A 20,285-nucleotide genomic window follows, 5' to 3' on the forward strand; every position below is an offset into this window, starting at 1 on the left:
TGTGGATAACCGGAGCGGGGACATGGGGTTCGGACAAGAATGGTCCGCATGCACCCACCAGCACCCCTGCCGGCCCACCTTTCCGCGGCCCCATTCACGGTCTATGAGGCGCGGGCCGCGAGCCTGGGAAGTGCACGGCTCCGTTCCTCCGACATCACCTCGGCGGGCCGGCTGATCCATGTGCCCACAGACTGGGAATTTGAACTCCGAAGCCTGGCCCGTGCCCTGTCGGCCGCGACGCCGGGCGCGTGGATTTCGCACCTCACTGCCGCAGTACTGCTGGGACTGTGGCTCCCATCCTGGTACCGCGGCTGCCGCGAACTGCATCTCAGCAAACGCAGGGCCCTGCCGCCGGTCCGGCGTGAGGGCGTGGTCGGGCACACCGTCCTTGCGTTCGACGACGAGCTGATGATTCTGGACGGCATCCGCATTTCAACACCCGCCCGGACCTGGCTGGACCTTGCCCGCATCCTGCCGCTGGACGACCTCGTTGCAGTGGGCGACCAACTCGTGCGCCGGCCACGCCCTGATCTGGAAGTCCGCACGGAGCCGTGGGCCACACTTCCCCAGCTGACCGCGATGCTGAAACGGCACCCAAAGCTCAAGGGAATCGTGAAAGCACGCCAAGCGACGGCACTCATCCGGCCCGGTGCCGACTCGGCCCCCGAGACGTTCCTGCGCCTGGCGCTGACCGCGGCCGGGTTGCCGGAGCCGGAGTTGCAGCTCCGGATTGCGCCGGGAGACCCCCATTCCCCCGCCGCGGACCTCGGCTACCGCCGGCAGCGGGTGGCCATCCAGTACGACGGCGGGCACCACCTGACGCGCGAACAGCAGTCCCGGGACAATCGACGCGACGAATCGTTCAACGCGGCCGGTTGGCGGTACTTCAAGTTCAACGCCGATGATCTTGCGGATGACTTCCGCGGCGCGGCCCAAAGAGTCCGCTCCGCTCTTCGTCCCCGTTAAACGCCGGTTGCCCTATCACTTGCAGCGGCCAAACCAGAGGTTTAGGAGCCTTAAGTGACAGGGCAACCGGGGAAGGGAAGGCGGTTAGCGCTCCAGGTCGCCGCGGATGAAGGCCTCGACCTTTTCACGGGCGAGGTCGTCGTTGAACTGCTCCGGCGGGGACTTCATGAAGTAGCTCGACGCCGAGACCAGCGGGCCGCCGATGCCGCGGTCCAGGCCGATCTTGGCGGCACGGATGGCGTCGATGATCACGCCGGCGGAGTTGGGCGAGTCCCAGACTTCGAGCTTGTATTCCAGGGACACCGGGGCGTCGCCGAAGTTGCGGCCCTCAAGGCGGACGAAGGCCCACTTGCGGTCATCGAGCCACTGGACGTAGTCGGACGGGCCGATGTGGACGTCCTTGGCGGCGAGCTCGGCCTCGACGTTGGAGGTGACGGCCTGGGTCTTGGAGATCTTCTTGGACTCCAGGCGGTCGCGCTCGAGCATGTTCTTGAAGTCCATGTTGCCGCCGACGTTCAGCTGGTACGTGCGGTCCAGGGTGACGCCGCGGTCCTCGAACAGCTTGGCCATGACGCGGTGCGTGATGGTGGCACCGATCTGGCTCTTGATGTCATCGCCCACGATCGGCACGCCCGCGGCGGTGAACTTGTCCGCCCATTCCTTGGTGCCGGCCAGGAAGACCGGCAGGGCGTTGACGAACGCCACGCCGGCATCGATCGCGCACTGGGCGTAGAACTCGGCGGCCTGCTGGGAACCGACCGGCAGGTAGCACACCATGACGTCAACCTGGGCGTCCTTGAGGGCCTGGACGACGTCGACCGGCTCCTCCGGGGACTGCTCGATGGTCTCGAGGTAGTACTTGCCCAGGCCGTCCAGGGTGTGGCCGCGCTGGACCGTGACGCCGGTCGGCGGGACATCGGCAATCTTGATGGTGTTGTTTTCGCTGGCCAGGATGGCGTCGGACAGGTCCTGCCCCACCTTCTTGCCGTCGACGTCGAACGCGGCAACGAACTGGACGTCGCCGACGTGGTACTGGCCGAACTCCACGTGCATCAGGCCCGGGATCGTGGCCTTGGGGTCGGCATCTTTGTAGTACTGGACGCCCTGGACCAGCGAAGCGGCGCAGTTACCTACGCCGACGATTGCAACACGAATCGGATGTGAAGACACGGAACTCCTTTTGAGAAACAAGGGTGACCGGCGCGGCCGCACTCTGATCTAATGCATCAGTTGTGCGGGCGGCAGGCGGACACGACGCCGTAAGGCGCCCTTAGTAGTCTAGTCAACGCCGCCGGGGCCGCGGTTGTTCCCCGGCGGCCCCGGCGCTTGTGTTAACTGCGGATGCCTACGACTTCTGGGCCCACAGGTTGATGTCTGATTCGACGGCGAACTCATCGATCGCGTCGATCTCATCGGCCGTGAAATCCAGGTTGTTGATCGCAGACAAGGTGTCCTCAAGCTGCCGGACGCTGGACGCGCCCACCAGTGCGGACGTGACCGACGAGCCCTTGCCCTGATCGCGCAGGATCCAGGCGATGGCCAGCTGCGCGAGCGTCTGCCCGCGGCCCTCGGCGATCCGGTTGAGCCCGCGCACCCGGTCCAGCTTCTCCTCGGTGATCATGGATTCGCCCAGGGACTTGTGCTGGGCGGCCCGGGAGTCGGCCGGAATGCCCTTCAGGTAGCGGTCGGTGAGCATACCCTGGGCCAGCGGCGAGAACGCTATGCACCCGGCGCCCACCTGCTCCAGCGCCTCGAAGAGGTTGGGGCTGCCGTTCTCGGTCCAGCGGTTGAGCATGGAGTAGCTGGGCTGGTGGATCAGCAGCGGGGTGCCGAGTTCCTTGAGGATCCCCGCGGCCTCAATGGTCTGTTCCGGGGTATAGGACGAAATGCCTGCGTAGAGCGCCTTGCCGGAGCGCACGGCCTGGTCCAGGGCGCCCATGGTTTCTTCCATCGGCGTTTCGGGGTCCGGGCGGTGGCTGTAGAAGATGTCCACATAGTCCAGGCCCATCCGGCCCAGCGACTGGTCCAGGCTGGCCAGCAGGTACTTGCGGGAGCCAAAGTTGCCGTACGGGCCCGGCCACATGTCGTAGCCGGCCTTGCTGGAGATGATCAGCTCGTCGCGGTACGGCTTGAAGTCGTCCTTGAAGTGGCGGCCGAAGTTGGTCTCGGCGCTGCCATAGGGCGGGCCGTAGTTGTTGGCGAGGTCGAAATGGGTGACGCCCAGGTCGAAGGCGCGGCGCAGGATGGCGCGCTGGATTTCGAACGGCTTGTCGTCGCCGAAGTTGTGCCACAGGCCCAGTGAGATGGCCGGGAGTTTCAGGCCGCTGCGCCCCACGCGACGGTAGGGCATGGAGTCGTAGCGGGTATCAGCTGCCAAATATGTCATACGTCATATCCTGCCTTAGTGGGTGAGTACCGCGGCGCTGTGGCCGGGTAGATGCAGTGGTGTGGCCGGCGCCGCGCCGCCAGCAGCGGATTCCGCGCCGGAAGCCGGGTCCAGCCGGACGCCGTCGTCGGTTGCCAGGGCCAGGGCCGCCCCGCGGACCGGGACCCGCCGCGCCTCGGCGGAAAAGTTCATCGCCACCTCGGTGCGGCCGCGGCGCAGCAGCAGCCAGCCCTCGTCCTCGCTGACGTCGACGGCGGTGTCCTCGAAGCCGGGTTCAGTCAGGTCCGGCGTGGTGCGGCGCAGCGCGATGAGTGCCCGGTACAGCTCCAGGAGGCGGGCGTGGTCCCCTCCCGAGGCCTCGGCCCAGTCCAGCTTGGACCGGGTGAAGGTCTCCGGATCCTGCGGGTCAGGGACGACGGCGGGGTCCCAGCCCATGCGCTCGAACTCCCTGATCCGGCCCTCGGCCGTCGCCTTGCCCAGCTCCGGTTCCGGGTGGGAGGTGAAGAACTGCCACGGGGTGGTGGCCCCGTATTCCTCGCCCATGAACAGCATGGGCGTGAACGGCGAGGTCAGGGTGGCGACGGCGGCGAGGGCGAGCGGCCCGTAGCCCAGGGTCTGGGACAGCCTGTCCCCGGTGGCCCGGTTGCCGATCTGGTCGTGGTTCTGGCTGCACACCACCAGCGCGGCCGGGTGGACCTGAGCCGGGTCGATGGGCCGGCCGTGGTGGCGGGCGCGGAAGCTGGAGTAGCTGCCGTCGTGGAAGAACCCGCACTCCAGGACCTTGGCCAGCGCCCCGAGCGAGTCGAAGTCGGCGTAGTAGCCGGTGGTTTCGCCGCTGACGTTGACGTGGACGGCGTGGTGGAAGTCATCGCTCCACTGCCCGGCCAGCCCGTACCCGTTGGTGTCCCGCGGGTAGAGCAGGCGCGGGTTGTTCAGGTCCGATTCCGCGATCATCGTGGCCGGACGTCCGGTCTCGGCGGCTATTTCGTCGGCGAGGGCGCCGAAGTCCTCCAGCAGGTGCACGGCGCGCTCGTCCTTGAATGCGTGCACGGCGTCCAGCCGCAGACCGTCCACGTGGTAGTCCCGCAGCCACATCGCGGCGTTGTCCAGGATGTAGCGGCGCACCTCGTCCGATTCCGGGCCGTCGAGGTTAACCGAGTCGCCCCAGGTGTTGCCCTCCCCCGATTTCAGGTAGGGCCCGAAACGGGGAAGATAGTTCCCGCTGGGGCCGAGGTGGTTGTAGACAACGTCCTGGATGACGCCCAGGCCGGCGGCGTGGGCGGCGTCCACGAAGCGCTGGTACGCGGCGGGTCCGCCGTAGCCTTCGTGCACGGCGTACCAGAGGACACCGTCGTAGCCCCAGTTGTGGGTGCCGTTGAACCCGTTGACCGGCAGCAGCTCGACGAAGTCGATGCCCAGCTCCGCCAGGTACGCCAGCTTCCCTGCCGCGGCGTCCAGTGTTCCCTCCGGCGTGAAGGTGCCCACGTGGAGTTCGTAGATGACGGCGCCCTTGAGCTCCCGCCCCGCCCACTGGCCGTCAGCCCACTGGTGGCGTCCGGCGTCGAACGTGCGGGAGAGCGCGTGCACGCCCGCGGGCTGGCGGCGGGACCGCGGGTCCGGCAGCGGGGTGGGATCCCCGTCCACCAGGTAGCCGTAGTCCACGTCCCCGTCGGCGGGCGCCCCGGCGGCGGTCCACCAGCCGGGCGCCTCCGCGCCGCGGCGGGTCATGTCGTACTTCCGGCCGTCGGCGAGGAGCGTGACGGCCTGCGCTTCCGGTGCCCAGAGATCGAAGCGGTCGCTTCCGTGTGCAGGCAAGGTCATGGCATTCTTCCGTTCCCCATGTCGGTACTATTCCCCATATCGAAGGTCTGCTTAGTCGGTGGGCACCAGGAGGGCCACGGGGTAGTCCCGCAGGATCTCCCCCACGGCCACGGTGCCCGGACCGTGTGTGGCACCGGTCAGTTCATCGGCCATGGCCGCGGCGAGCTCGACGGTCGTGTCCTGCCATCCGCCGCGCTGCTCCAGGCCGCGGGGCAGCCGGGTGGCGAGCGTCAGCGCGCCCGGGGCTGCGGGAGTCCCGCGGTCAAAGGCGAGCAGGTGCGCTGCGGCGGTGCCCGTGGCGGTGACCGGGGTGTACCCGGTGAAAAGTTCCGGCCTGTCCCGGCGCAGCCGCAGGGCCCGCGAGGTGACGAGGAGTTTCGCTGCCTCGTCCAGGAACGACGCCGGATGCTCACCGGCGTCGAGCGCGGCGAGGGCGCGCCGACGGGCACCGAAGTCGAACGGCCGCCGGTTGTCCGGATCGGTCAGCGAGCGGTCCCAGAATTCGGTGCCCTGGTACACGTCCGGCACCCCGGGCATGGTGAGCTGCACGAGCTTGGAGCCCAGGGAATTGGCGGCCCCGTAGGGCTCCAGCAGGGCCACGAGGGACTCCAGTTCGGCGGCCACCTCCGGGGTGTCGAAGGCGGCGTCGACGGCGGCTGCAAGTTTCGCCTCGAAGGCCTCGTCCGGATCGATCCAGTTGGTCGAGTTTCCGGCCTCCCGGGCGGCTTTTTGCGCGTAGGACTGCAGCCGGTCGCGGTCTGCGGGCCAGACGCCTGCGACGGCCTGCCACAGCAGGTTGGCCAGCGGGCCGTCCGGCAGCGGCGCCAGTGTCTGCAGCCGCTGCAGGGATGCCTGCCATTCCGGTGCGAGTTCGGCCAGGACCGAGATCCGGGCCCGGGTGTCCTCGCTGCGCTTGGTGTCGTGGGTGCTGAGGGTGGTCATGGACAACGGCAGCTCGGCCTGGCGCCGGGCCATCCGGGTGTGGAATTCCTCCGGTGCCACGGCGAACTCGGTGGGGTCGGCGCCGACTTCGGTCAGGGTGCCCAGCCGGGTGTAGCGGAAGAACGCGGTGTCTTCCACGCCCTTGGCCATGACCATCCCGGAGGTCTGCTGGAAGCGCATGCCGAGTTCTGCCTGCGCGTCGAGCAGCAGGGGCAGCAGCACGCCGACGGCGCCTTCCAGTTCGGGGCGGCGGCGGACCGCGAGTTCGCATGCCTCTTTAAGGACGTCCGCACCCTCCGGAAGATAGCTGCGGTAGACCGGGAATGCAGCGATGATCTCGGACAGTGCGTCCGCCGCGGCTTCCTGGCCCAGTCCTGCCGCGGCAGGTACCAGCCGTGCCAGCCGGAGCATTTCCGAGTGCAGGATTCCGTCTGTGATCCGGCGTTTGGTGCCGCGGATCATGTCCTCGTAGTCGGCAGCGCCGCCGCGCAGTTCGGCGTCGAGCGCGTCAAGCGGGCCCTGACCCGCGGCGTCGACGAACACCCGGTCCACGTCCGCGAGGGCGTCGTAGCCGGTGGTGCCCTCGCACTCGAAGCCGGCGGGCAGGGCCTCGCCCGGTTCCAGGATCTTCTCGATCAGCAGGTAGCTGCCGCCGGCGGCCTCCCGCAGCCGGTGCAGGTATCCCTCCGGATCGGCGAGGCCGTCCGGGTGGTCGATCCGCAGCCCGTCGACGAGCCCTTCCCGGAACCAGCGCACAACTTCCGCGTGGGCTTCATCGAAGACCTCGGGGATCTCCACCCGGATCCCGGCCAGGCTGTTGACGGCAAAGAACCGGCGGTAGTTCAGGTCCGTGTCGGCCCGGCGCCAGCCGATCAGTTCGTAGTGCTGACGGTCGTGGACCTCGCGGGGATCGTCGGCAGTGGAGTCACCTGCGGTATACGTGCCCTCTGCGAGCGGAAAGCGGTGGTCGTAGTAGTGCAGTTCCCCGTCCTTGATTTCCAGCGCGTCGAGGTCGGAGTCGTCCCCCAGCACCGGGATCCGCACCCGGCCGCCGCCGAAGTCCCAGTCGACGTCGAATGCCTGCGCGTAGCGGGACTGCTGTCCCTCCTTCAGGAGCGACCACCACCACGGGTTCTGGGCCGGGGTCGCGACGCCGACGTGGTTGGGCACGATGTCGACCAGCACGCCCATGCCGGCCTCCCGCGCGGCGGCCGACGCCGCCAGCAGGCCGTCCGCGCCGCCCCGGTCCGGATCAATGGCGGAGGGATCGGTGACGTCGTAGCCGTGGTCCGAGCCACGCTCTGCCGTGAGGATCGGCGAGAGGTAGATCCAGTCCACGCCCAGCGACTTCAGGTACGGCACGGTCTGCGCGGCGTCCTGCAGCGTAAACCCGGGCCGGATCTGCAGCCGGTACGTCGAGACGGGGGTTCTCATTTAGCCCGGCCCTTCGGCGTCTTCGGCTTGTCGGCCCCCGCCTTTTTCGAGCCGGAGGCTTTCGCGGAGCCCTTGGAGGCCCCGGTTGCCGGGGCCTCCGGAGCCGGAGCCGGCTCGGCCGCGGCCGCCGGAGCTTCCGGTGCCGGGGCCGCCGGAGCTTCCGGTGCCGGGGCCGCAGAACCGGCACCCGTAGAGTCCTCGTGCTCGGCCATCGCGGCGAGGGAGGCTGCCGCGGAGTAGTCCACTTCCACCTCGGGGCCGGAGTGGGCCCGGAGCACCACCATCGACTTTGCCGCCAGCTTCAGCACGGACCCGGCTTTCAGCGGCGCCTCAGTGTCCGCCTGGTCCGCGGTGTCCACCAGCACGTCCCAGAACCGTGAGTACTCCTCGGCCGGCAGGGCGAAGTCCACGTCGTCGTCGTGGGCGTTGAAGCCGAGCAGGAAACTGTCGTCGGTGATCCGGCGTCCGCGGGAGTCCTGTTCCTGGATGCCGTGGCCGTTGTAGAACACACCGATGGTCCGGCCGAAGCCGCTGCCCCAGTCCTCCGGGAGCATTCCGGTGCCGTCGGTCTTCAGCCAGACGATGTCCGGCAGTTTCTCGCCCTCACCGCGGACCACCGGGCGGCCGTCGAAGAAGCGGCTGCGCCGGAACGTCGGGTGGTCGTGCCGGATCTTGTTGACGACGGCGGTGAACTCCACCAGCGGCTGGTCCATCGCGTCCCAGTGGATCCAGCTCAGCTCGGAGTCCTGGCAGTAGGTGTTGTTGTTGCCCTGCTGGGTGCGGCCGAGCTCGTCGCCGTGCAGGAGCATCGGGACGCCCTGCGAGAGCAGCAGGGTGGCGATGAAGTTGCGCTGCTGGCGGGCCCGAAGGGTCAGGACGTGGTCGTTGTCCGTGTCCCCTTCCTCGCCGCAGTTCCAGGAGCGGTTGTGGGATTCGCCGTCGTTGTTGCCTTCGCCGTTGGCGTCGTTGTGCTTCTCGTTGTAGGACACGAGGTCGCGCATGGTAAAGCCGTCGTGCGCCGTGACGAAGTTGATCGAGGCCACCGGGCGCCGGGCGGAGCTTTCGTAGAGGTCCGCGGAACCGGTCAGGCGGGAGGCGAATTCGCCCAGGGTCGAGGGCTCGCCGCGCCAGAAGTCGCGGACCGTGTCGCGGTATTTGCCGTTCCACTCGGTCCACTGGGGCGGGAAGTTGCCCACCTGGTAGCCGCCCGGGCCGATGTCCCACGGCTCGGCGATCAGCTTGACCTGGGAGACGATCGGGTCCTGCTGGATGAGTTCGAAGAAGGTGGACAGCTTGTCCACGTCGTAGAACTCGCGGGCCAGGGTGGAGGCGAGGTCGAAGCGGAAGCCGTCGACGTGCATTTCCGTCACCCAGTAGCGCAGGGAGTCCATCAGTAGCTGAAGGGAGTGCGGGTGCCGGACATTGAGGGAGTTACCGGTGCCGGTGTAGTCCATGTAGTGCTTCAGGTCGCCGTCCACCAGCCGGTAGTAGGCCTGGTTGTCGATGCCCTTGAAGGACAGCGTGGGGCCGAGGTGGTTGCCTTCAGCGGTGTGGTTGTACACCACGTCCAGGATCACCTCGATGCCGGCCTTGTGCAGCTCGCGGACCATGGCCTTGAATTCCTGCACCTGGTGCCCGACGTCGCCGGAGGAACTGTAGGTGTTTTGCGGCGCGAAGAAGCCGATCGTGTTGTAGCCCCAGTAGTTGTTGAGGCCCTTCTCCTCGAGCGTGCCGTCGTTGACGAACTGGTGGACGGGCATGAGCTCGATCGCGGTGACGCCGAGCTTCTTCAGGTGCTCAATCACGGCCGGGTGCGACACGCCGGCGTAGGTGCCGCGCTGCTCTTCGGGAATTTCCGGGTGGAGCTCGGTCAGGCCCTTGACGTGCGCCTCGTAGATGACCGACTGGTGGTAGGGGATCCGCAGCTGGCGGTCGCCGTCCCACTCGAAGAACGGGTTGATGACGACGCCGTGCATGGTGTGCGGGGCCGAGTCGCTGTCATTGCGCGAGTCGGGGTCGCCGAATTCGTAGGTGAAGAGCGCCGGGTCCCAGTCGATCTGGCCCTGGACGGCCTTGGCGTAGGGGTCCATCAGCAGCTTGTTCGGGTTGAAGCGGTTGCCGTGTTCGGGTTCGTACGGGCCGTGGACCCGGTAGCCGTACTTCTGTCCGGGCTGGACCTGCGGCAGGTAGCAGTGCCACACGTAGCCGTCCACTTCGGTCAGTTCGATCCGGGTCTCGGTGAGGTCGTCGGCGAGGAGGCACAGTTCCACCCGCTCGGCGCGCTCGCTGAACAGGGCAAAATTGGTGCCAGTGCCGTCAAAAGTGGCTCCCAGCGGGTAAGCCGATCCGGGCCAGACTTCCATGTGTACTCCTCGTGCGGAACGAATATTCTCTAGACAGACTACTTGTAAGTAGGGTTAGTATTTGCCCGGGCGCCCGGGGCGCCCCCGTTTTGTTACAGCTCCCGCATCACCTCCGGGACGGCATGCGCGATGGCCGTTGCTGTCACCGGCCCCCCGCGGGAAGCCCGGACTCCGGCACGACCGTGGATGCTGGCTGCCATCGCCGCGATCGCCGCCCATCTGGCATCGGGGTCGATGTCATATGCACCGAAGCGCCCGACGTCGGCGCCCAACTGGGCCAGCAGTGCGCCGATGACTCCGGCCAGGACGTCGCCGCTGCCTGCCGTGGCGAGCCAGGGCGTGCCTTCGGACTGGCTGTAGAAGTCCTGGAAGGGGGAGGCCACAAGGGTCGTGGCGCCCTTGAGCAGGACGGTGGCTTCGGTCAGGCCCGCAGCCCGCCGCACTGCGCTGAGGGTGGATGCTTCGACGGCGGAGCGGTCCAACACAGCCCCGAGGCGCTGAAGCAATGCCGACAGTTCGCCCGCGTGGGGTGTCAGGATCACTTGCGGGGCCAGCACATCAGGCAGGGCCGGCAGCGCGCCGGCGTCGGCGATCGTCGGCAGGCCCGAGTCTGCGGCGTCGCGGGCGCGCTGCAGCTGCTCCTCATCGGAGTCATCCAGTCCGGAGCCGACGAGCCAGGCCTGAACGTGCGTGTCGGCCACGGCGCCGGCGCTGCACACCACCTCGGGGCAGGAACGGCGGACCAGGTCGGCGACGTCCGGCGGCCCCAGGTAACGCACCATTCCGACGCCGGCTGCCAGGGCGCCCTGGCAGGCCAGCACCGCGGCGCCGGGATAAGCGCCGGAGCCCGCGACCACCCCCAGCACCCCCCGGGAGTACTTGTGCGCCCGCCGCTGCGGGCGTGGCAGGAGGGCGGACAGGTCTGCGGCCTCAAGCCGTCGCAGGGACGGCCATGGCAGCGCCTGCTCGATTCCGATCGGGACCACCCGGATGGCGCCCGCGAAGTCCGCGCCCGGGTCCGCCAGCAGGCCGGCCTTGGCGGCCCCAAAAGTCACCGTCATGTCGGCCGCCAGCACCGGCGCGTGCGCCTCCCCCGTGTCCGCGTCTACCCCGCTGGGGATATCGCAGGCCACCACCAAGGGGGAACGGGAGCCAGGCCGGGAACGTTCCAGGGCCGCGACCAGTTCGGCGGCCGGTCCGCGCAGCCCGCCCTGGGCTCCGGTCCCGAGGACTGCGTCGATCACGACGTCGGTGCCGCCGGCCAGCGCGGCGAGTTCGGCCGCGTTGTCCCCGGTGAGGGCCACGGCCTGCCCGCCGGCCTTCCGGAACGCCGCCAGCCCGGCGTCGTGGGCCGCACCCGCGGTGAGCACCGCCGTCGTGCGCATGCCGCGGCGGGCGAGCAGCGCGGCGGCGAAGAGCCCGTCTCCGCCGTTGTTGCCCTTGCCCGCCAGCACGGCCACGCTGGAGCCGTACAGCCGCTGCCCGCGGCTCCGCAGTTCGCGGATCACGGCGTTGGCGAGGCCGTACGCGGCCCGCTGCATAAGAACAGCGCCCGCACCGGAGCCCAGGGTGTCGTCGAGAAATGGCTTTTCGGCCTCACGCACTTGGGTTCCGGTGTAGGCGCTGATCATGGTTTCAGTCCATTCGCGGTCGCTGGGGAATGCTCGGCGCTGGGGCCGGTTCTGCCTGGACGGCCGTCTCAGCCTTCGGCGACAACCGTCGCGGTGGCGATCCCGCCGTCGTGGCTCATGGACAAGTGCCAGCGCTTGACGCCCTTGGACTCCGCCACGGCCAGTACGGTGCCTTTGACCTGGACGGTGGGGCCGTTCTGGTCCAGCCCAATCCAGCAGTCCTGCCAGTTCATGCCGGCCGGCGCCCCCAGCACTTTGGCCACGGCCTCCTTCGCGGCAAACCGCGCGGCGAGGGACCGCGTGTTCAGTTCCCGCTCGGCGGGGACGAACAGCCTGTCGCGCAGCCCGGGGGTGCGTTCGAGCTGGCGCCCGAACCGCTCAATGTCTACGACGTCTACGCCTATGCCAACAATCATGGCGTTATTCTACGGTCACGCTCTTGGCCAGGTTGCGTGGCTGGTCCACGTCGTAACCCTTGGCCGAGGCGAGTGCGAGGGCGAAGATCTGCAGCGGCACCGTTGCGAGCAGCGGCGCCAGGAGCGTCGGGGTCTCCGGGATGTAGAAGACGTGTTCGGCGTACGCCTTGACGGCCTCGTCGCCTTCTTCGGCGATCACGATCGTCTTGGCGCCGCGGGCACGGACTTCCTGGATGTTGGAGACCACCTTGGAGTGCAGCGAGTCGCGGCCGCGCGGGGACGGGACCACCACGAAGACGGGCTGGCCTTCCTCGATCAGCGCGATCGGGCCGTGCTTGAGTTCTCCGGCGGCGAAGCCCTCGGCGTGGATGTACGCGAGCTCCTTGAGCTTGAGCGCGCCCTCCATCGCCACCGGGAAACCGACGTGGCGGCCCAGGAACAGCACGGACTTGGCGTCAGCCATGGACTGGCCGAGTTCCTTGATCTGGGCCTCGTTGTCGAGGATGCGCTGGATCTTGGCCGGGATCTTGCCCAGGTCGGCCAGGATGTCCTTGATCTCGCCCTGGAACTTGTTGCCGCGCAGCTGTGCCAAATAAAGGCCCAGCAGGTAGGCGGCCGTGATCTGGGCCAGGAACGCCTTGGTCGAGGCCACGGCGATTTCGGGTCCGGCGTGCGTGTAGAGCACGGCGTCCGATTCGCGCGGGATGGTGGAGCCGTTGGTGTTGCAGATGGAGACGGTCTTGGCGCCCTGTTCCTTGGCGTAGCGGACCGCCATGAGGGTGTCCATGGTCTCGCCGGACTGGGAGATGGAGACAATCAGCGTGTTCTCGTCCACGATCGGATCCCGGTAGCGGAATTCGTGCGAGAGCTCGACCTCGGTGGGAATCCGGCACCAGTGCTCAATGGCGTATTTCGCCACCTGCCCGGCGTAGGCGGAGGTGCCACACGCGAGGACGATGATCTTGTTGACGTTCTTGAGCAGCTGCGGGTCCACGCGGAGCTCGTCAAGCGTCAGCTTGCCGTGGATGTCCGAGCGGCCCAGCAGCGTCTGGAGCACGGCATCCGGCTGGTCGTGGATTTCCTTTTCCATGAAGGACGGGAAGCCGCCCTTTTCCGCCGAGGCCGGGTCCCAGTCGACCTGGTATTCCTTGCCCTCGGCGGGGGCTCCGTAGAAGTCCGTGATTTCCACGGAGTCGGCGGTGATCGTGACGATCTGGTCCTGGCCGAGTTCCACGGCGCGCCGGGTGTAGTCGATGAAGCCGGAGACGTCGGAGCCGAGGAAGTTCTCGCCTTCGCCGAGGCCGACGACGAGCGGGGAGTTCCGGCGGGCGGCGACCACAACGTCGGGCTGGTCGGCGTGGACGGCGAGGAGCGTGAAAGCGCCTTCGAGCCGCTGGCAGGCAAGCTGCATGGCCAGGGTCAGGCCGCCGTTGCTGGCGTCGCCGCCGAGCTGGTTCCGGTACACGTCCCCGAGCAGGGCGGCCGCCACTTCCGTGTCGGTCTCGGATTCGAAGGTGACGCCCTTGCGCTGGAGCTCGAGCTTGAGCTCGGCGAAGTTCTCGATGATGCCGTTGTGGATCAGGGCCAGCTTGCCGCCGTCGGCCAGGTGCGGGTGCGCGTTCTGGTCCGTCGGGCCGCCGTGCGTCGCCCAGCGCGTGTGGCCAATTCCCGTGAGGGATTCCGGCAGCGGGCGGGCGTCCAGCTCCGCAATGAGGTTGCTCAGTTTGCCGGACTTCTTCCTGGAAGAAATCGTGCCGTCGGCCACTACAGCGATACCCGCGGAGTCGTAGCCGCGGTACTCCAGGCGCCGCAATCCTTCAAGGACAACGTCCAAGGCATCGTGTCCCGCATTTACCCGGCCATCTGAGTGGCCCACATATCCAACGATTCCACACATGGTCATAAGCCTAGCGGGTTTCCGGGAGGGAGGACGTGGGACGGCGGGGCGTGACGGCCCCTGCGCGGGGCTCAGGACGGCCGGCCCCGGCTTCCACCGGCCAGTCCATTTCGCTCTCGGCGTTGTGAAGGGCAGAATCTCTAGGGTGACTTTGCAACGCAATGAAGCGAACGGGGAAGGTGTCTCCCCGTTCGTGGAGCTGGACCGGCAGACCTGGTCCCGGCTCGCTGCCCAGATGGAGCAGCCCCTTAATGAAGAGGATGTGTTCCGCCTTCGCGGCCTCGGGGACCCCCTTGACATCAAGGAAGTGCGCGAGGTCTACCTGCCGCTGTCCCGGCTCCTGCACCTTTATGTGGAAGCCGCGGGCCAGCTTCACTCTGCCACCACCACCTTCCTCGGCGAAAGCACCCAGCGCACGCCGTTCGTGATCGGCGTGGCCGGTTCGGTGGCCGTGGGCAAGTCCACCATTGCCCGCGTCCTGCGCGAAATGCTCCGGCGCTGGCCCGGCACCCCCAATGTGGAGCTCATCACCACGGACGGATTCCTCTACCCGCTCGCCGAGCTCAAGCGCCGGCAATTACTAGAGCGCAAGGGTTTTCCGGAGTCCTACGACCGCCGTGCCCTGCTGCGCTTCGTGAGCGAGATCAAGGGCGGCGCCGAGGAGGTCCGGGCCCCCTGGTATTCCCACGTCACCTATGACATCGTCCCCGGCAAGGAAGTGGTGGTGCGCCGCCCGGACGTGCTGATAGTCGAGGGGCTGAATGTCCTGGCTCCGGCCCGGGCGCGGCAGGACGGCAGGCAGGGCCTGGCCCTGAGCGACTTCTTCGATTTCTCCATCTACGTCGACGCGAAGACCTCGTATATCGAGGAGTGGTACGTGGACCGGTTCCGCAAACTGCGGAGCACGGCGTTCGCCCAGCCGGAATCGTACTTCCACCGTTACGCAACCCTCTCCGATGCCGAGGCCGAAGAGACCGCCCGTGAGATCTGGAAGCGCATCAACGAGCCCAACCTCGAGGAAAACGTCCTCCCCACCCGGGGCCGCGCGCAACTGGTCCTGACCAAGGACGCCGACCACTCCATCCGCCGGATGCTGCTGAGGAAGGTCTAGCACAGATGTGCTACGACGACGCTGACGGGACGGCGGGACGGCGGGAGGCCGGCCCGGAATCGCCGAGCCGCCGGGCCTTCAGCCGCCTCCTGCTGGCGGGCACGGGCCTCGCGGCGCTGTCCGCCTGCACCCCGGCCCAGTCCTTCACGCCTTCCGGCACGCCGGGGCCGACGCCGGGCACAGGCACTGGCAGTTCGACGCCGACCGCCGCCGCCGCGGCGTCGACCCCGCCGCCAAGCTCATCGTCGGCGCCCGTTCCGGAAAGCACCACTGCGGCGGCGCAGGCGCCGTCGGCGGCGTCGCCTGTCCCGCCGTCGGCCGCTGCTCGCCCTCCATCGGCCGCGGCGCCGGGGCCGCAACATTCCCTCTCGGACCCCACCAGCCCGTGGGTGATCGTCAACAAGCACCGCCCGCTCTCCCCCGCCACCTTTGTGCCGCCCGATCTGGCCCGCCCGGCCGTCCGTTTGGCGACGTCGGGCGAGGCGGCGCTGGTGAACGGCACGACGGCGGCAGCGGCTGAGAGGATGTTCGCGGCAGCGGCTGCCGACGGCGTCATCATCACCCTGGCCAGCGGGTACCGTTCGTTCGCGACGCAGCGGGCAACCTACGGCAGCTACGTGAATTCCCGCGGTCAGGCGGAGGCTGACACCGCATCGGCCCGGCCCGGCTACTCAGAGCACCAGACGGGCTGGGCGTTCGACATCGGCGACGGCAGCGGGGCGGACTCTTTCACGCCCCAGTTCAAGGACCGCCCGGCGGCGATCTGGGCCAAGGCGAATGCCCACCGCTTCGGCTTCGTGGTCCGCTACCCGTGGATGCTGCACGAAATCACCGGGTATTTCTACGAGCCATGGCATCTGCGCTTCATCGGCAAGGAGGCGGCCGCGGACATGCGCGCCCGCGGCATCGGCACGCTCGAGGAATACTTCGGCGTGGAAGCCGCCCCGGCGTACTTGTAGGCGGCGCCGGGCTACCCGTGGGGCGGCGTCGGTCCGCGCGGATTTTCCCATCTTTGCCACCACGACGCCGGTACACGCCGGCGCAACCGGCCCACACGCCGTCGGACGCGGACATAGGTGGGGAAACCCAGCTTCGCCGGACACAGCGATTCGCGGACGGAACCGGCTTGGCCGACTATTCGGGGACGAGCTCCAAAGCCAGTTCGGTCCGGACCACCTGGGCCAGTCGCTCCGCGACACCCTGGGCGGTTTTGTGGTCTGCGGCCTCCACCATCACGCGCACCACCGGCTCGGTGCCCGAGGGGCGCAGCAGGACGCGTCCGGTGTCGCCGAGTTCGGTTTCGGCGGCGGATACCGCCTGCGCCACCACCGCATCGCCCTTGACCCGGGTACGGTCCACGCCCTTGACGTTGATGAGGACCTGGGGCAGCTTGGTCATCACCGTTGACAGCTCCTTGAGCGGGCGGCCGGTGAGTGCCACCTGGGCGGCAATCTGCAGTCCGGTCAGTACGCCGTCGCCGGTGGTGGCGTGTTCGGCAAAAATTACGTGCCCGGACTGCTCGCCGCCAAGGCTGTAGCCGCCGTTGCGCATTTCCTCGAGGACGTAGCGGTCCCCCACACCGGTTTCGCGCAGGCTGATCCCGGCGTCGCGCAGGGCGATCTTCAGGCCGAGGTTGCTCATGACGGTGGCCACGAGGACATCGTTCCTAAGCTTTCCGGCGCCCTTGAGGGCCACGGCCAGGATGGCCATGATCTGGTCGCCGTCCACCTCGTTGCCTTCGTGGTCCACGGCGAGGCAGCGGTCGGCGTCGCCGTCGTGCGCGATGCCGAGGTCCGCCCCGTGGTCCAGGACGGCCCGCTTGAGCGGGCCGAGGTGCGTGGAGCCGACCCCTTCGTTGATGTTGAGCCCGTCCGGCTCGGCGCCAATGACGATCACGTTGGCGCCGGCGTCCTTGAACACCTGCGGGGAGCAGCCGCTGGCCGCGCCGTGGGCGCAGTCGAGGACGACCTTCAAGCCGTCCAGGCGGTGCGGAAGCGTGCCGAGCAGGTGCACGATGTAGCGGTCCTCGGCGTCGGAGAAGCGCTGGATCCGTCCCACCTCACCGCCGACGGGCCGGAAGGGCTCCTTGCCGAGCTGCACTTCGATGGCATCCTCGACGTCGTCGGGCAGCTTCTGGCCGCCGCGGGCGAAGAACTTGATGCCGTTGTCCGGCGCGGGGTTGTGCGAGGCGGAGATCATCACGCCGAAGTCGGCGTTGAGGTCCGCCACGAGGTAGGCGGCGGCCGGGGTGGGCAGCACGCCGGCGTCGTAGACGTCGATTCCCGAGCTGGAGAGCCCCGCTTCCACGGCAGCCGCGAGGAACTCACCGCTGGCCCGCGGGTCCCGTGCCACCACGGCAATCGGCCGCTTCCCGGTCGTGTTGCGGTCATGGCCAAGTACGACGGCGGCGGCCTGGGCCAGCTGCAAGGCGAGCTCGGCGGTCAGCAACCCGTTCGCCAGGCCCCGGACTCCATCGGTTCCAAATAATCTAGACATCGGACCAAGTTTAGTCGATGGCCGGCCGTACGCGGTGGTGCGCCCGTGGCGATCATTTTTCTCCGCGATCGTCCCGGCCACACGCCATCGTTTGGTCAGCGCCAGGGTGGCGGGTTGTCCGCGATGATCTCCGGGGTGAGGAGCATGCCTCCGAAGTCGGCGCGCGCCTTCGCGAGTGTTGCCGGGTCGGGGTCGATGTTGGCGTAGCAGGGCTCCAGGTCTTTGGCCCGCACGAGTGCTTTCCCCCGCCGAGAGGTTCGATGATCCAGTCGGACAGGTCGTTCGCTTGCGCCAGATGGGCGTCGGTGAGGAGCTGGAGCCCGTGCTCGTCGGCGATGTACTGCGCATCCAGGTGCCTGTTGTAGCGGATCTGGTATTCCTTCACGTACGGCAGTGGCGGTCTGACGACGGCAAGCTCGCTCCAGGTGCTGCTGAGGGGATTGGCGTACTGCGCAAACGCCAGATCGGTGTCCCCGGGGAACGCGACCGTCGCCCGGGTGACTTGCGCAAGCCAGTTCTTCCAGGAGGCCGTGTCATCCATGACCTCATAGCAGGGCCGGCCCAGGGTGCCAAGCGACGCCCAGGCCAACCGGCGCGGCTCCGACCGCAGATACGTCGCGCCAGCCTGTCCGAATTTCGCGGCAGCGGCCGCCATCGCCGGACCCACGTCGGGGTTCTGCGTAGGGTCTGGTGAATGTTGCGCAGCAGGTACACGTCCGCACCGCTGAACCGGCCCCACGCCGTAGCGGCATCTGCCCCCTTCGCCGTCACGGCGGCCGCGACATGCCAGCCACGCTGCTGTTCGTCTGTCTCCGGCAGGGCCAGGTCAATGGTCTGGTAAGACACGGACGCCGTCAGCTGCCGCGGCAGCTCGACTTCGCCGCTCAACCAGTCCGGGAAAAACGCCTCCGGCGCGACCGTGACCCGCCCGGACATCCCGAGTGCCTGCAAATGCCGGGCGAAGGCATCCAGCCAGGCGCGCACGCCCTCCTCCGGTCCGGCCCTGCTCATAAGCGCCACCGGTCCGGCGTCCGAGTCCGAGACGCCCTCGGTGAAGACAGCGTCGCCCCACCCGGCGTCCTCGACTTCCTGGTTCGCGACCTGAACCGCGACGTCGACGGCATCAAAGACGTCCTTGGAACCGCTGGGCCGAAACTGAAGCCACAACTCCTCGTACTGGGCCTTCCGCCAGGTCCTCGATAACGCGCCCCACACAACCTCGACGCCGGGCTCCGGCATACGATCCCCCTCGTTCACGCGGTGCAACTGCTCTTCGGCGAAGATACCCCATTCCTCTGCCAACATTCGGGGGACTCAACCCGGCCCGGGCCGACCCACATTCGACTGAAAGATCGGTCGACTACTTGGTTTTGAGGTTTCTTGTACTCTATTTTCCCCAAACACCTACTGCCTTTTCCAGGATGCGTTTAGGCTTCGTGGCATGACACCTAGCTCTGGGGGCTTGGCGCTTGAAATTGTGGTACCGGTCTTTAATGAACAGGCGGTACTCGAAAAAAGCATCACAAAGCTCGCGAATTACTTATTGCAAGAAATGCCTTCGACATGGCAAATCACCATCGCGGACAATGCCAGCACGGACAATACTTCGAGTATTGCCCAGCGCTTGGCGGAGCAGCTGCCGAATGTGATTCACCGCAGACTCGAGGTCAAGGGACGCGGGTTCGCGCTGAGGGACGCTTGGGGCGCATCCTCAGCCAAGGTCTTGGCCTATCTCGATGTCGATCTGTCAACGGACCTGGCCGCGCTGCCACCACTTGTGGCGCCGCTGTTGTCGGGCCATTCGGATGTTTCCATCGGGACCAGGCTGGGGCAGAGTTCCAGGGTCAGCCGCGGCCCGAAGCGCGAGTTCATTTCACGCTCCTACAATTTTCTGCTCAGACGGACCATGCAGGTGAGATTCTCAGATGCCCAATGCGGTTTCAAAGCCATCCGAGCGGATGTCGCCAAGCGGATCCTTCCCCACATTGAGGACAATGGCTGGTTTTTCGACACGGAGTTGTTGATCATTGCCGAGCGCTCCGGCCTGCGGATCCATGAAATTCCCGTGGACTGGGTTGACGATCCCGACAGCAGAGTTGATATCAGGCAGACGGCCGTGGATGATCTCCGGGGCTTGGTCCGCGTAGCAGGCTCGCTTTTGAAGGGAAGCATTCCTGTCCAGGCAATCTACGCAGAGCTGGGGCGCCGGCCCATCGTGGCTCCGCGGCGGCCGAGCTTCTTCGGGCAGGTGCTGCGGTTCGGATTGGTGGGCGGGGCTTCCACCATCGCCTTTGCCTTGCTCTATCTGACCCTTCAAGCTCCCTTTGGCGCCCAACAGGCGAACTTCATAGCACTGCTTTTGACCGCCGTCGGTAATACTGCAGCCAACCGCCGGTTCACGTTTGGCATCCGTGGTCCGGTGAGGCTCTTCACTCAGCAATTCCAAGGACTTGTGGTCTTCCTCCTTGCTTGGACCATCACTTCCTCCTCGCTGATGATTCTTCATGCCGTCAGTGTCGATGCCGCTCCGAGCCACGAGCTCCTGGTCCTGACTGGTGCCAACATTGTGGCCACCCTCCTCAGGTTTGTCCTGCTTCGGGCTTGGGTTTTCAGGGTCGGTCATATCGCCCAACGCGGCGCTCGTATCTCCCCCCAGCCGGTTGAGGGACCTGCGCTTTGAACTCCGCGCACACCCGCTCACTGAAGCCCGCGCTTGTCCGTAGCGAGCGAACATCAGCTTTAGACAGGGGTCTCCTGGCCGAGTGGCCACGCACGCTGTTCCACAGCGGCCGGTGGCAACGTCCTGCTCTGTTGGCCCTGCT

16 protein-coding genes are annotated in these 20,285 nt (G+C 67.5%); 4 read left to right on the forward strand and 12 right to left on the reverse strand.

The annotated features are described in order from the left end of the window. Nucleotides 1–48: 48 nt before the first annotated feature. On the forward strand, nucleotides 49–966 hold the full coding sequence (locus ARTB_RS13345; protein WP_243181050.1) for a DUF559 domain-containing protein: 918 nt from the start codon (nucleotides 49–51) through the stop codon (nucleotides 964–966). A gap of 84 nt (nucleotides 967–1,050) precedes the next feature. Here the strand turns inward: ARTB_RS13345 and ARTB_RS13350 are convergent, their stop codons facing one another. The 8 genes from ARTB_RS13350 to glmS all read right to left on the reverse strand — a co-directional run bounded on the left by ARTB_RS13350 (nucleotide 1,051) and on the right by glmS (nucleotide 13,856). After that, nucleotides 1,051–2,136, reverse strand: coding sequence for an inositol-3-phosphate synthase (locus ARTB_RS13350; RefSeq protein ID WP_018773719.1), 1,086 nt, complete (start codon nucleotides 2,134–2,136; stop codon nucleotides 1,051–1,053). Between the two features lie 175 nt (nucleotides 2,137–2,311). Continuing rightward, entirely contained in the window at nucleotides 2,312–3,352 is a 1,041-nt protein-coding gene (gene mgrA / locus ARTB_RS13355) for an L-glyceraldehyde 3-phosphate reductase (protein WP_243181051.1), read from the reverse strand. Nucleotides 3,353–3,367: 15 nt separating this feature from the next. Further along, the gene (gene treZ / locus ARTB_RS13360; protein ID WP_243181052.1) at nucleotides 3,368–5,173 is read right to left on the reverse strand and encodes a malto-oligosyltrehalose trehalohydrolase; all 1,806 of its coding nucleotides are present in this window, start codon (nucleotides 5,171–5,173) and stop codon (nucleotides 3,368–3,370) included. 51 nt (nucleotides 5,174–5,224) lie between these two features. Next, the gene (gene treY / locus ARTB_RS13365; protein WP_243181054.1) at nucleotides 5,225–7,549 is read right to left on the reverse strand and encodes a malto-oligosyltrehalose synthase; all 2,325 of its coding nucleotides are present in this window, start codon (nucleotides 7,547–7,549) and stop codon (nucleotides 5,225–5,227) included. After that, nucleotides 7,546–9,912 carry a glycogen debranching protein GlgX gene (gene glgX / locus ARTB_RS13370; protein WP_243181056.1) on the reverse strand — a complete coding sequence of 789 codons (2,367 nt, stop codon included), beginning with the start codon at nucleotides 9,910–9,912 and terminating at the stop codon, nucleotides 7,546–7,548. The genes treY and glgX overlap by 4 nt, the downstream gene beginning before the upstream one ends. 92 nt (nucleotides 9,913–10,004) lie before the next feature. Beyond that, nucleotides 10,005–11,543 (reverse strand): NAD(P)H-hydrate epimerase, encoded by a 1,539-nt coding sequence (locus ARTB_RS13375; protein ID WP_243181057.1) that lies wholly within the window; start codon nucleotides 11,541–11,543, stop codon nucleotides 10,005–10,007. Between the two features lie 68 nt (nucleotides 11,544–11,611). Next, nucleotides 11,612–11,959, reverse strand: coding sequence for a holo-ACP synthase (locus ARTB_RS13380; protein WP_018773713.1), 348 nt, complete (start codon nucleotides 11,957–11,959; stop codon nucleotides 11,612–11,614). Between the two features lie 4 nt (nucleotides 11,960–11,963). Continuing rightward, nucleotides 11,964–13,856, reverse strand: a complete 1,893-nt coding sequence (glmS, locus tag ARTB_RS13385; protein ID WP_243181058.1) for a glutamine--fructose-6-phosphate transaminase (isomerizing) — start codon at nucleotides 13,854–13,856, stop codon at nucleotides 11,964–11,966. 145 nt (nucleotides 13,857–14,001) lie between these two features. Here glmS and coaA point away from each other — a divergent pair, with 145 nt between their 5' ends. Then, entirely contained in the window at nucleotides 14,002–14,967 is a 966-nt protein-coding gene (coaA, locus tag ARTB_RS13390; RefSeq protein ID WP_243181059.1) for a type I pantothenate kinase, read from the forward strand. A gap of 10 nt (nucleotides 14,968–14,977) precedes the next feature. On the opposite strand, the gene ARTB_RS21775 is transcribed toward coaA, so the two are convergent. Further along, nucleotides 14,978–15,367: a hypothetical protein gene (locus ARTB_RS21775; protein ID WP_308197241.1), complete on the reverse strand. Its 390-nt coding sequence runs from the start codon at nucleotides 15,365–15,367 to the stop codon at nucleotides 14,978–14,980. Here ARTB_RS21775 and ARTB_RS21780 point away from each other — a divergent pair. Continuing rightward, on the forward strand, nucleotides 15,357–15,926 hold the full coding sequence (locus ARTB_RS21780; protein WP_308197242.1) for a M15 family metallopeptidase: 570 nt from the start codon (nucleotides 15,357–15,359) through the stop codon (nucleotides 15,924–15,926). The genes ARTB_RS21775 and ARTB_RS21780 overlap by 11 nt on opposite strands. A 175-nt stretch (nucleotides 15,927–16,101) precedes the next feature. Here the strand turns inward: ARTB_RS21780 and glmM are convergent, their stop codons facing one another. From glmM to ARTB_RS13410, 3 genes are all read right to left on the reverse strand, one after another. After that, nucleotides 16,102–17,463 carry a phosphoglucosamine mutase gene (gene glmM, locus ARTB_RS13400; protein ID WP_243181061.1) on the reverse strand — a complete coding sequence of 454 codons (1,362 nt, stop codon included), beginning with the start codon at nucleotides 17,461–17,463 and terminating at the stop codon, nucleotides 16,102–16,104. A 95-nt stretch (nucleotides 17,464–17,558) separates the two neighbouring features. After that, nucleotides 17,559–17,696: a hypothetical protein gene (locus tag ARTB_RS13405; protein ID WP_243181062.1), complete on the reverse strand. Its 138-nt coding sequence runs from the start codon at nucleotides 17,694–17,696 to the stop codon at nucleotides 17,559–17,561. Between the two features lie 148 nt (nucleotides 17,697–17,844). Further along, nucleotides 17,845–18,768, reverse strand: coding sequence for a hypothetical protein (locus ARTB_RS13410; protein WP_243181063.1), 924 nt, complete (start codon nucleotides 18,766–18,768; stop codon nucleotides 17,845–17,847). Nucleotides 18,769–18,925: 157 nt separating this feature from the next. Between ARTB_RS13410 and ARTB_RS13415 the strand changes: the two genes are divergently transcribed. Next, a complete protein-coding gene (locus tag ARTB_RS13415) occupies nucleotides 18,926–20,143 on the forward strand; it encodes a glycosyltransferase (RefSeq protein WP_439954131.1) in 1,218 nt (405 codons plus the stop codon). Nucleotides 20,144–20,285: the final 142 nt, after the last annotated feature.

This window comes from Arthrobacter humicola, from assembly GCF_022803015.1.
GTDB lineage: Bacteria > Actinomycetota > Actinomycetes > Actinomycetales > Micrococcaceae > Arthrobacter > Arthrobacter humicola_A.

Coding starts and splice junctions, on each gene's coding strand:
- ARTB_RS13345 (WP_243181050.1), top strand. CDS start 49: ATGCACCCACCAGCACCCCTGCCGGCCCACCTTTCCGCGGCCCCATTC.
- mgrA (WP_243181051.1), bottom strand. CDS start 3,352: ATGACATATTTGGCAGCTGATACCCGCTACGACTCCATGCCCTACCGT.
- treZ (WP_243181052.1), bottom strand. CDS start 5,173: ATGACCTTGCCTGCACACGGAAGCGACCGCTTCGATCTCTGGGCACCG.
- treY (WP_243181054.1), bottom strand. CDS start 7,549: ATGAGAACCCCCGTCTCGACGTACCGGCTGCAGATCCGGCCCGGGTTT.
- glgX (WP_243181056.1), bottom strand. CDS start 9,912: ATGGAAGTCTGGCCCGGATCGGCTTACCCGCTGGGAGCCACTTTTGAC.
- ARTB_RS13375 (WP_243181057.1), bottom strand. CDS start 11,543: ATGATCAGCGCCTACACCGGAACCCAAGTGCGTGAGGCCGAAAAGCCA.
- ARTB_RS13380 (WP_018773713.1), bottom strand. CDS start 11,959: ATGATTGTTGGCATAGGCGTAGACGTCGTAGACATTGAGCGGTTCGGG.
- glmS (WP_243181058.1), bottom strand. CDS start 13,856: ATGTGTGGAATCGTTGGATATGTGGGCCACTCAGATGGCCGGGTAAAT.
- glmM (WP_243181061.1), bottom strand. CDS start 17,463: ATGTCTAGATTATTTGGAACCGATGGAGTCCGGGGCCTGGCGAACGGG.
- ARTB_RS13410 (WP_243181063.1), bottom strand. CDS start 18,768: ATGTTGGCAGAGGAATGGGGTATCTTCGCCGAAGAGCAGTTGCACCGC.